8 protein-coding genes are annotated in these 11,043 nt (G+C 60.5%); 4 read left to right on the plus strand and 4 right to left on the minus strand.

Annotation, left to right across the window (positions count from 1 at the left end):
* Nucleotides 1–576, plus strand: a 576-nt coding sequence (locus tag KDL09_RS20340) for a PHP domain-containing protein (RefSeq protein WP_294389225.1), incomplete at its 5' end; no start/stop codon positions are given.
* Between the two features lie 19 nt (nucleotides 577–595).
* On the opposite strand, the gene KDL09_RS20345 is transcribed toward KDL09_RS20340, so the two are convergent.
* On the minus strand, nucleotides 596–4,612 hold the full coding sequence (locus KDL09_RS20345; protein ID WP_294389227.1) for a PQQ-binding-like beta-propeller repeat protein: 4,017 nt from the start codon (nucleotides 4,610–4,612) through the stop codon (nucleotides 596–598).
* Nucleotides 4,613–4,676: 64 nt separating this feature from the next.
* Between KDL09_RS20345 and KDL09_RS20350 the strand changes: the two genes are divergently transcribed.
* On the plus strand, nucleotides 4,677–5,633 hold the full coding sequence (locus KDL09_RS20350; RefSeq protein ID WP_294389229.1) for a hypothetical protein: 957 nt from the start codon (nucleotides 4,677–4,679) through the stop codon (nucleotides 5,631–5,633).
* Here KDL09_RS20350 and KDL09_RS20355 read toward each other — a convergent pair.
* Entirely contained in the window at nucleotides 5,605–6,489 is an 885-nt protein-coding gene (locus tag KDL09_RS20355) for a hypothetical protein (protein WP_294389231.1), read from the minus strand. The two genes, KDL09_RS20350 and KDL09_RS20355, sit on opposite strands and share 29 nt — an antisense overlap.
* A gap of 159 nt (nucleotides 6,490–6,648) precedes the next feature.
* Between KDL09_RS20355 and KDL09_RS20360 the strand changes: the two genes are divergently transcribed.
* Both KDL09_RS20360 and KDL09_RS20365 read left to right on the plus strand, forming a co-directional pair.
* Complete coding sequence (locus KDL09_RS20360) at nucleotides 6,649–7,392, plus strand: lysozyme inhibitor LprI family protein (protein WP_294389232.1); 744 nt, start codon at nucleotides 6,649–6,651, stop codon at nucleotides 7,390–7,392.
* A gap of 20 nt (nucleotides 7,393–7,412) precedes the next feature.
* Nucleotides 7,413–7,670: a VF530 family protein gene (locus tag KDL09_RS20365; RefSeq protein WP_294389234.1), complete on the plus strand. Its 258-nt coding sequence runs from the start codon at nucleotides 7,413–7,415 to the stop codon at nucleotides 7,668–7,670.
* A gap of 12 nt (nucleotides 7,671–7,682) precedes the next feature.
* Here KDL09_RS20365 and KDL09_RS20370 read toward each other — a convergent pair whose 3' ends face one another.
* Nucleotides 7,683–8,435, minus strand: a complete 753-nt coding sequence (locus KDL09_RS20370; protein ID WP_294389236.1) for an ABC transporter ATP-binding protein — start codon at nucleotides 8,433–8,435, stop codon at nucleotides 7,683–7,685.
* A gap of 39 nt (nucleotides 8,436–8,474) precedes the next feature.
* The coding region (gene uvrA, locus KDL09_RS20375) for an excinuclease ABC subunit UvrA (RefSeq protein ID WP_294389238.1) at nucleotides 8,475–11,043 on the minus strand (2,569 nt) is incomplete at its 5' end.

Here is an 11,043-nt window from a genome sequence, read left to right on the forward strand (position 1 = left end):
AAACGACTGCTGGCGCAGATCAAGGAGATCAAAGAACTGAACGAAGAGCTCGCCGAGGAAGGCTTCCGCCTCTTTGCCGGCAGCGAGGTGGACATCCTCAAGGATGGCAGCCTCGACTTCAGCGACGAGATCATGGCGCAGCTCGACTACGTCGTCGCCTCCGTGCACAACGTCTTCAACCTCCCCGAGGCCGAGATGACGAAGCGCATCATCCGTGCCATCGAAAACCCGCATGTCACCATGCTCGGCCACCTCACTGGCCGTCTGCTGCTCCAGCGTCCGGCCTACCACGTGAATGTCGCCGCCGTGATCGAGGCCGCCGCTGAAACCGGCACCATCATCGAGCTCAACGCCAGCGCCTGGCGTCTCGACATGGACTGGCGCTGGTGGAAGCTCGCGAAGGAGAAAGGCGTCAAATGCAGCATCAATCCCGACGCCCACAGCACCCACGGCCTGCAAGCCGTGATCTACGGCATCAAAGCCGCCCGCAAAGGCTGGCTCACCCGCAAGGACATCATCAACTGCCTGCCTGTGTCGGAGGTTGAGGAGGTGCTCAAGAAGAAGCGGACGGATTAGATGTGCTTTGGAAACGGATTTATCTCTCCGCCACGCCTCCCGTGATCTCCTTGGCGTTTGTGCGCAGGATTTCGAGGCCGTTGAGGAGGGGCTCCATGTCAGGGCTCGCGGGGATGAGTTCCACGACGAGGTTTTCCGTCGCAGGGATGTTGGTGAACTCTTCCACCACGGCTCCCTTGCGTGTTGCGGGATCGAATGACTTCAATACCACCTTGTCGCCGAGCTTCACGTCGAAGACGCGCTTTCCGGGCTTGTCGTCTTCGAGGGCGGTGAACATGAGTTTCACCGTGTAAGTCGCGGAAGGCTGGTCTTTGGCGAGGACAGGAATCTCGAGGCGGGTGAGGCCGCGCAGACCGCTGGTGAAGATCCACGGCGTGTCATGACCGGAAACGGGATGGCTTTCTTCGTTGTAGCTGTAGGCAATGCCCGCCTTCGCTGCCGGATCCTTCGATTTGAAATCGAGCGGCAGGTCGATGCCGGCACGTGAGCTGGGGCGCGGATAGCCGAGCCAGAGCTTCCCATGCGCATCGCGGCGGTCACCGGGAGCACCGAGATTCAGCGCCATGTGCTGCACGGGAAGCGAGGCGCCGTCGGCGCTGTAAACGCCCCAGTTCATGCGGTCGTCACGCGGTTCAAAGACCACCGTGCTGGCGATGGAGAAAAGGCAGACGCATCCGGCGCTCGCTTCGGGGATCATGACGAGACCGTTGGCAGGAATCGTGTTGATCCAGCAGCCGAGGCGATGACCGGCGAAGTGTTCCGTGCCGCTGTCGCTGTCGCGGTCGTAGAACGCGGTGAACTTGGACCGGAAGAACATCATGTTGGGCGTGGCGGAGATGGCGCCGCAGTGATGGCCGGGGCGGGCAAACATCCACGCCGTTTGCTCACCGGTGATGGGATGCGTGCGCATCTTCTGCATGCCGGTGTAGAGGTCGTAGCTCCAGGGTTCGGCGATGATTTCGTTGTCGATCACCACGGGGCGGTGACGGTAGTTCGCGTCTTTGGCCCAGAGCTTGTCGCCCTTGTTCGCATCCAGCACGACGAGGCGACGGCGTGCGAATTCACCTTTCAAGAACTGCTCCCAGTAATGGCCGTTCGCGTTCGCGCCGCCGAGCACGATGTGGCCGTTGTGATACATCAGCGTCAGGGCACCGCCGCCGATGCCGATCTCGCTGCAGTCGGTCACATCCACCGGTTTCGCCCAGAGCTGCTTGCCGGTTTTGGCGTTGAGCGCCACGGCCAGACGCAGGTCATTGTTTTTGATGCGGTCTTCGGCGAGTTCACGGTCCTTGCCTTCGAGCTTGGCGAGTTCGGTCTTGTCCTGGGCGAGCAGAAGCTGGCGCTGTTCCGGCGTGAGCGAAGCGTCGATAAAGAAAACGCTGCCATCGCCGATCGCGACGGTTTGATGGGCAATGTGCTTGCCCTGATAGCTCCATTTGAGCGCACCGCTCTTCACGTCATAGGCGAAGATGCGATCCGTCGAGATCGAGCCGCTCTTGCCGCGGCGGGCGACTTCGCTGGCCTTCTCGACACGTTCGGTCTCGGTGCCATAGAGCAGGCCGTCGGCGTAGGCGATGTAGCCCCATTGCAGATCCTTCTTCGTGCCTGCGCCGGGAATTTTCAGTGTGCGCACGATCTTGCCTGTTTCGGCATCGAATTGAATGCACTCGTCCTCCATGAGCATGAAGAGGTGGTCGTCGCTCGCGGCCATGTTGCCGGGTTCGCGGGCGTTGAAGACGCCGGTGCGCATCGCGCCCGGGTTCTTCGTTTCCCACAGGAACTGGCCGTTGTAGGCGTCGTAGGCCAGCACGCTGTCCTGGCCTTGCACAAAAAGACGGCCGTTGGTCGAGATCGGTCCCACCGCACCGTCGTGACGGTTGATCACCTGGCCCGGACCGGGATCGCCATACCACAGCACACTCAGTCCGCCCTTGATGCGACGGTCGTCAGTGCTCGAGGTGTTGGCGGCGTTGCCGTATTGATGGGACCAGGCCCCGGCACCGGGAAGCGTCGCACGTGTGAGCACGCTCCAGCCATCCTTGGTCGCAATCTTTGCTTTCTCGTCGGTGAGTTTGGTTTCAGCGAGCCACGCATCGGTCTTCGGTGATGCCTTGAAGCAGAACTTGCCGCCGATCGGTTTCAAATGCCGCGCCACATCGACCGGAACGCCGACAGGTTCCTCGCTGTCACTCACGATCAAATTGGCGCAGTAGCTCGAATACGGCATCATCGCGAGATCGAGGTGATCGACCGTAATCCGCGGTCCATACAAACCCGTGGCGAGGAGTTCCAAGCGTGATTCGGCCACCTTCTTTTCGTCCGCATCGACCCCAAAGATGATCAACTCGCTGCGCTTCGCCAGTTCGTAGGCGAGCGCACCCTTGTCGTTGCCGAGCACGATGCAGAAGCCTTTGCGGATGCCGGTCTGCTTCAAAATCGCCTCTGCAGCTTTCGCGTGTGCAGCGTCCGACGGAAAATCGTTGCTCTTTTTCTCGGCAATCGGCTCCACGGCTTTCTCGCCGAACACATGGACTTGTCCCGTGGTCGTGCTGACGACGAGGTGTCCGTCAGAAACAGCCAGGCCGCGAGCAAGTCCCTTCACCGGTGCCTTCCAGATGATCTTGCCGGTTTCGGTGTCGATGCCGATGACTTCATCTTTTCCACCAGCGAAAAGCGTTTTTCCGGCGAGCACCAGCGCAGCCTCATGCGGCGCCTCGATCGACCATTTTACACCCACATCGGCGGCCTGGGCGAGATCGGCCTTATGCTTGGCGCTTTCATCCTGCTTCGCTTTGTAGGCGAGGCGCAGAGGTTCGTATTTCGCGGCGACAGCGGCGAGTTCGGTCTGGGCCTTTTGCAGCGCTGCCTGATTTTCGGGCGTGGGGTCCTTTTCAGCTGCTTCCTTGACCTTGCGTGTGGCCGATTCGGCGGCTTGAAATTTTTTCGCCTCGGCGAGGGCGGGGTGCTTTTTCAATTCCGCGCTGAGCTTTGCGATAGCCATTTCATGAGCATGACGGATGCGCGTGCCTTCAGCGTGCTTGATGCGGTCCACGGCGGTGATCTTCACGCCATTGGCCATGTAGGCCATGTCTCCGGCCAGCGTCATCTGTGTTCCATTGAACCAGCCAAAGCCGGACTTCTGCTTCTCCTGATCGAGCGCGAGGATGTGATGTTCGCCGACAGCATAGATCTGATCGTCCGCGAGGAAGGCCTGCGTGCCGCCGATGGGACCGCCAGCGTCACCGCGCCAGCTTGGTTCTGCTTTGGCGATGGGTTCGCCCGTCTTGCGATCAATCGACTCTGCGAGTGATCTGCCCGAGGGGACAAAGAGAATGTCTTTCGTCGCAAGAAGGTAGCCCTGCGGAGAGAGGTCGTTTCGTCCCGCGTCCTTCTCGCTGATGGCGTCATTCTTCCAGATGACCTTTCCCGTGGCGGCATCGACGGCGTAGATGAAGACTTTCTCATGCGGAAACACGCCTGCGCCGAAATACGCGATGCCGTCATCCACCAGCAGGCCCGTGCGCACCGGCCAGCGTGAAATCATGCGTCCGCGGGCGAGAATGCGCTCGTCATGCGGACCGGCGCGGAGTTTCCAGACAAGCGTGCCGCTCTTCGCATCAAGGCAGTAGGCGTAGCCGTCATCCGAACCCACATAGACTTTCCCATTCGCGATCGTCGGCGCCAGGCGGACGGGGGCGTTGGTGAAGAACGACCACTTGTCCAAACCGGTGGCCAGATCTCGGCAGAGAATACGTCCATCGACCGAGGAGCCGAAATAAACGCGTCCGTCGCTGATCGCGACATGAAACACGTCGTCAAAGCGGATGCGATTGAAGAGCTCATGTCCTTCGATCACGCGACCGTCCTCGCCCGCCCATGCCATCTTGGGCGCGGTGGGTGATTCAAAGGTCCAGGCGGGCTGCAGCGGCAGTTTCACTTCCTCCGTTGTGGCACCGACACGGGAGGCGTCGTGGAGGTAGGTGGGCCAGTCGGCGTGAGCGGTGGACAGAGCGAGGAGGAACAAAAGCGGGCGCATGGTCGGACTAAAACGCATGTGCGGTCGCGATTTCATCCGATCCGGTGCGTATTGTCTGACTTCCATGCTGCGCCGTTCCTTTGTCGTCTTTGTTTTTGCCGCCACCTCCGCCTTTGCGTGCTCGGTGCCGGTGTTTCGCTATGCGCTGGAGCACTGGGCGGCAGACGCGTATCGCGTGACCGTGCCGAAAGGCGTGAAGCTGCAGGGAAACTTCAACATTACGGAAGCTGACACTGGCAAAATCGAACTGCGTCAGCCGGTTTCGATGCGCAACGATCAGATCATCTGGTCCGCCGATTACTCGGAGGCAAATGCAAAGCTGCTGGTGGATTCACCCGCACGTCGGGACATCGCCGAGCGCCTCGCGAACGGCGAGAGCGCTGTGTGGGTGATGCTGGAGTGCGGTGACAAGGGGAAGGACGATGTGGCGGCGAAGTTTATAGACGAACGCCTCGAATACCTCGGCGGTGTGATGGAACTTCCCGCGCTCGACGCGCAGGACATCAAGAACGGCCTCGTTTCGATTCCTGGCGACGGTTTGCGGCTCGCGTTCTCCACGCTGCGACTGAAACGGGATGATGCCGCCGAGAGCGCCTTTGTGGCCATGCTGCTCGCGAGCGAGCCGGATCTGCGTGACTACAACGAGCCGATGGTGTTTCCAATTTTCGGACAGGGCAGGGTGCTCTATGCACTCGTCGGCAAAGGCATCAAGGTGGAGACCGTGGATCACGCCGCCCAGTTCCTCATCGGCTCCTGCTCATGCCAGGTGAAGGAGCAAAACCCTGGGGTGGACATTGTGATGGCGGTGGATTGGAAGAAGATGGTCAAAGCGCAGGCGATGCCCGGCCAGCAGCTGCCGGAACTCAGTCAGATCGCCGATCTGCTGCCACAGACGGTGAAGATCGAGGGCAAGACAGAGGAGAAGTCGGAGAAGAGGCCCGTGCGGCTCGACTGGCGTATCGGGTTGGGCCTCGTCGGACTGCTCGTGGTGATCAGGCTGCTGGCGGGACTTCGGCGTTGAGATCGAGCCCCATTTTTTTGAGCTCCCATTCCTGCGCAGGCCAGGCGATGTCCACCGGAGGACCCACGGGTTTCTCGTTGGTGAAGATACCGGCGGAGAGCGGGCGGATGCGACGGTGTGTTGCATGCTTGTCCACCAGCGGCATGCCCTGCGTCTTGGGGGAGGGATTCTGCGCGGCCTGTTCCTCCTGCTGCCATTCGGTGGCGAGCTGATGCAGCGCGACGATGCGATACCAATGCCAGGGTTGCTCGCACACCACGTTATCGCGGCACCAGCGCCAGCTCTTGAAGCGCTCCAGTTCGGCGGGGCGGACGAGGAAGCAGCGCACGCATTTGCGCCTTACCACCTGACGGTCTTCGCAGGTCATGGCAAACATCCACGTCTCACGCGGGAACGGCGTGGTGGCCAGATGACCGGCGATGTGATTGAAGGCGTCGTTGAGCACTTCAAAGCCCAGCAGGCCTTCGGTGCGCAGCACCGGCTTTCGCAGCGTGGTGTAGTCCGCCAGCTCGCGCACGATCTTCCGCGCCGCCGGGTTGTCATAGAGATCGTTCACCGTGGTGCTGGGCATCAGGTTGCGGAAGATGAGCACGTATTTGTCCGAGCCCGGAACCGGCGCGAGGAAGTGGGCCTGGAAAAGAACATCATCCGAGTCGCCCCGGCGCAGGCGGTCCAGCGCCTTCAAATGTCTGCGGAAAAGCAGAAACCAGCTCGCTCCGAAACCGAGTAGAAAGCCGATGAACTTGCCCGTGATCTCGGGCAGCACCCGGCTCCAGTCCAGATTCTTCAGCCAGTCCACAACCTGCTGCACGTTCAAACTGCTGATCCATTGGATGAATTGATCGTAGAGACTCATGAGGGCGAAAAATCGGTGACGGCTGAGGCTAGAAGCAAAATGTCCTGAGGCAAGAAACGATCCGGTTTCTCCAATGGCCGAGGTATTGAAGATCAAGACCCCGAAATTACCGCAGGGAAACCGTGGACGACGTGAGGGTCGCGACTACTCTGACAGCACATGCGAAACGCGATTTCACTTCTCATTGTGCTGCTCACAGCCTTGCTTGTCTCCTCAGGAGTGGCTCAGGAAAAGCAGCTCGGTGCCAAGGAGGCAAAAGCTCTTTTCGAAAAGGCGGATCGTGCCCTGAACGACGCATGGGCGGCGGCGAAGAAGGCGTTGCCAGAGACGGAGTTTAACGCGCTCAAGGAATCCCAGCGCGCCTGGGTGGAGCATCGCGATTATCTGGCGCGCTCGCCGATGTACACGGGTGCGGATGCACAGGGCGAACTGTCCCTCGATGCGCCGGAGTATCTCGAAGCTGCGGCCGGTTTGGCAGAAGACCGCACCGAATGGCTCAAGGGAATCATTCGCGAAGGGGCGGACGAAACACTCACTGGTGTCTGGACCGACAGCTACGGTGGCCGCATCGAGGTCGTCGAGCGTGAGGGGCATCTGCACTTCGTGATCGAATGCGTTCGTGGTCCGACCTCTCACATCGGCGGACTTGCGGGCGTTGCCGTTTGGAACCAGAACATCGGGTGGTACAGCGACAAAGGGATCGACAAGGACAAGACCGATGAGACGAATCTCAGCTTCATCTTCCGAGATCGAAAACTTGAAGTCGTCGGTGCGAACACCGGTTACTACCATGGCGCCCGCGCCTACTTCGACGGCGAATATGTCAAAGTGCAGCCGCTGAACGCCAAAGCCCAGGCCAAGATCGTCAAAGCCGCGAAGTCGGGAGAAGTCCCGGAAGAATGACCTCAACCCATTGACTCATCATGCACGCCGCCGGTCCCAAGAATCCGCTTCATGGCATCACCCTGCAGATGATGGTGACGCAGCTCGTCGATCATTACGGCTGGGAGATGCTTGGTCGCATGATTCCGATCAACTGCTTCAACTGGCATCCCAGCATCAAGTCGAGCCTGACCTTCCTGCGCCGCACGCAGTGGGCACGGGACAAGGTCGAGGCGCTTTATCTGGATTCACTTCCTGACATGAAGCCGAAAGCCAACGAGGAGCCGCCCGAGGCCTGAGAGGCACGGCGATTACAGCCGTTCCACATGCTTCAGATGCTCGGGTGGAGGATGGTCTTCATCCACGTCGTGAACCTCCACGACCCTTCCGTCGTCCATGCTGGCGATGCGGTTGGCATGATGAAAGATGCGGTTGTCATGCGTCACGATCAATACCGCGCGTTCCTTGCCGCGGGCCACGTGCTCGAACAGCTCCATGACCACGTGACCGTTCTTTGCATCGAGCGCCGCCGTCGGTTCATCGCAGATGATCAACTGCGGTTCATGCACCAGCGCACGGGCGATGGCCACGCGCTGTTGTTGCCCGCCGGAAAGCTGTGACGGCCGGTTCTTGAAGCGGTCCGCCAGTCCCACCTGTTCCAGCACCTCCTTGGCCCGCTTCTCTGCCTTGGAGGGCGACACGCCCTGAATCAGCAGGGGAACGCTCACATTCTCCGCGCAGGTGAGTGTCGGGATGAGATTGAAGGACTGGAAGATGAAGCCGATGTACTTCGACCGGAAGTGCGTGATCGCCGCGGTGGACATTTTGCGCAAGTCGTGGCCAAACACGTTCAATTCACCCGCATCCGCCACCAGTGTGCCCGCGATGATGCTGATGAGCGTTGTTTTGCCGCACCCTGAAGGTCCTACGAGCATCGTGATGTCGCCACGTCGAACTTCAAGGTCGATCTCCTTCAGCACCTGCAGCCGCGAACCGCCGTCGCCGAAGCTTTTGGAGATGCCGCGCACGTGGGCTGCGAGATGATTGGTTCCAGGTGCGGTCATTTGTTAAGGGCAGAGGGCTTCGGGTCGCGTGTCATACGTCTAGCCGGGTGTCTGTAGAAACCTGCCAGTAACGCTTTTTTTGTCTCTGGCGATCTCCTGCGGTGTGCCGGAGGCGACGATGTATCCGCCTTCGCTGCCGCCGCCGGGGCCGAGGTCGATGATCCAGTCGGCGCAGCGGATGACATCGATTTGATGCTCGATGACGATGAGCGTGTTGCCTGCGTCGCGGAGGCGGAGCAAAACGCCGAGCAAGGTTTGAATGTCGGCGCTGTGCAGGCCGGTGGTGGGTTCGTCGAGCACGTAGAGTGTGCGGCCGGTGCTGCGTTTGGCGAGTTCGCTGCTGAGCTTGATGCGCTGCGCTTCGCCGCCGGAAAGCGAGGCACCGCTCTGGCCGAGTTTGACGTAGCCGAGCCCCGTGTCCTCCAGCGTGCGGAGCTTGGGAGCGATGCTGTTGTTCTTGCCGAAGAATCGCGCGGCTTCGCTGACGGTCATGTCGAGCACGTCGGCGATGTTCTTGCCTTTGAAAGTCACTTCGAGCGTCTCCGCGCCATAGCGGCGTCCTTTGCAGGATTCGCAGGTCACATAGACATCGGCGAGGAAATGCATGTCGATTTTGATCACGCCATCGCCTTCGCATTTCTCGCAGCGGCCGCCGGGTGTGTTGAAGCTGAATCGTCCTGCACCATAGCCGCGAACGCGGGAGAGAGGCAACTGCGCAAAGAGTTCGCGGATCGGGCCGAACGCACCGGTGTAGGTGGCGGGATTTGAGCGCGGACTGCGACCGATGGGCGACTGATCGATGACGACGACTTTGTCGAGATGTTCGATGCCGCTGATGCTCTCGTGGGCGGCCGGGATGTCCTTGGCGTCGTAGAAATGCCGGCGCAGGGCTCGCATGAGAATGTCATCGACGAGCGTCGATTTGCCGCTGCCGGACGGGCCGGTGACACAGGTGAAACTGCCGAGCGGGAAGGACGCGGTGACGTTCCGCAGATTGTGGGCGGTGGCGCCGTGGATCGTTAATGAGTTCTTGGTTTTGCGTTCCTGGCTCTCGGTTAAGAGCGTTTGTGGCAGCGCAGTGGCGTGAATGTGAACTTTGCCGCTGAGGTAACCGCCGCTGATGGATTTCGGATTGGCGGCGATTTGTGCGGGCGATCCCTGCGCGATGATTTTTCCGCCGTGCGGGCCGGCGGCGGGACCAAGCTCGATGATGTGATCCGCCGCGCGCATTGTGGCTTCGTCGTGTTCGACGACGAGCACCGTGTTGCCGAGATCGCGCAGGCGCAGCAGCGTTTGAATCAGTCGCTCGTTGTCACTGGGGTGCAGTCCGATGCTCGGCTCGTCGAGCACGTAGAGCACGCCTGCCAGCCCGGCTCCGATTTGCGAAGCGAGACGGATGCGCTGCATTTCGCCGCCGGACAGCGTGCCGCTCTCGCGATTGAGCGCCAGATATCCGAGTCCTACCTGCTCCAAAAACTCGATGCGCTTCACGATCTCCCGCTGCAATTCGCCGACATAGACTTTCTGCTGTTCGGTGACTTCGAGTCCCCGCATCCAGTCGAGGGCATCGCGAATCTGTAGGGCGGTGACTTCGTGGATATTGAGTTCCTTCTCCTGCGAACTCAATCGAACGGCGAGCGACTGCGGATTGAGACGCTTGCCTTCGCAAACGGCGCAGGGCTGGGGATTCATGAGCCGCGAGAGTGCGGAGCGCAGCGCATCGCTCTCGGCATGCTGATACATGCGGGCGATTTCCGGCAGCAGGCCTTCGAAGGGCTTGGCCACGCTGCGTTTGTTGTCAGACTTCTTCCAGCCGGTGCTGATCGCAACATCGCCCGTGCCATGGAACAACGCGTCTTTAAACGCCTGAGGCAGGGCTTTAAAGGGTGCATCCATCGACACCTCGAAGTGCTTCGCCAGTGCCTCGATGCTTTGATTGAAGATCATTTTGACCTTCGGATGCCGCGCCCACCAGGCCTTGATGGCGCCCTCGGCGAGCGACTTGGTCTCGTCGGGCACCAGCAGCGTGGGATCAGGCTTCGGCGTCGTGCCGGTGCCTTCGCAGGCGGGGCAGGCGCCGAGATGGGTGTTGAAGGAGAAATGCTGCGGTGTCAGGCGCTCGATGACGTATCCGGTGTTCGGATTCGCGAACTCCGTGGTGTAGCTGAGAATTTCCTCGCTGCCGTCGAGGTTCACAAGGAACTGCACCTGATGTTCGTTCCAATGCAGGGAACTTTCGATCGCCTCCATAAGCCGCTGACGCGAGTCAGGCCGAACGACGAGGCGGTCGATGACGATCTGCACCTGATGCTGGTCGTGAGCGGCCGGTTTGAGCGAATCTTCGATCTCGACGATTTCGTCATTCAGGCGCACTCGGACAAAGCCCTGGCGCTTGAGCTTTTCAAACAACGCACGTGTGGCAGTGCCATTGGCCGGAGTCTGGGGGGAGAGAACGACCACGCGGGTGCCTTCTCCGAGCGCGAGCACCTTGTCCGCAATCTCCGGCGGCGTGCTGCGCTGGAGTTTTTCGCCCGTTTTTGGGTCGTGCGGCTGACCGGCCACGGCATAGAGCACGCGCAGGTAGTCGTAGATCTCCGTGACCGTGGCG

This window comes from Prosthecobacter sp., from assembly GCF_020439865.1.
In the GTDB taxonomy this organism is placed as follows: Bacteria; Verrucomicrobiota; Verrucomicrobiia; order Verrucomicrobiales; family Verrucomicrobiaceae; genus Prosthecobacter.

Bases quoted from the DNA above. Each gene is read 5' to 3' on its own strand.
- KDL09_RS20345 (WP_294389227.1), bottom strand. From the start codon at position 4,612: ATGCGCCCGCTTTTGTTCCTCCTCGCTCTGTCCACCGCTCACGCCGAC.
- KDL09_RS20350 (WP_294389229.1), top strand. From the start codon at position 4,677: ATGCTGCGCCGTTCCTTTGTCGTCTTTGTTTTTGCCGCCACCTCCGCC.
- KDL09_RS20355 (WP_294389231.1), bottom strand. From the start codon at position 6,489: ATGAGTCTCTACGATCAATTCATCCAATGGATCAGCAGTTTGAACGTG.
- KDL09_RS20360 (WP_294389232.1), top strand. From the start codon at position 6,649: ATGCGAAACGCGATTTCACTTCTCATTGTGCTGCTCACAGCCTTGCTT.
- KDL09_RS20365 (WP_294389234.1), top strand. From the start codon at position 7,413: ATGCACGCCGCCGGTCCCAAGAATCCGCTTCATGGCATCACCCTGCAG.
- KDL09_RS20370 (WP_294389236.1), bottom strand. From the start codon at position 8,435: ATGACCGCACCTGGAACCAATCATCTCGCAGCCCACGTGCGCGGCATC.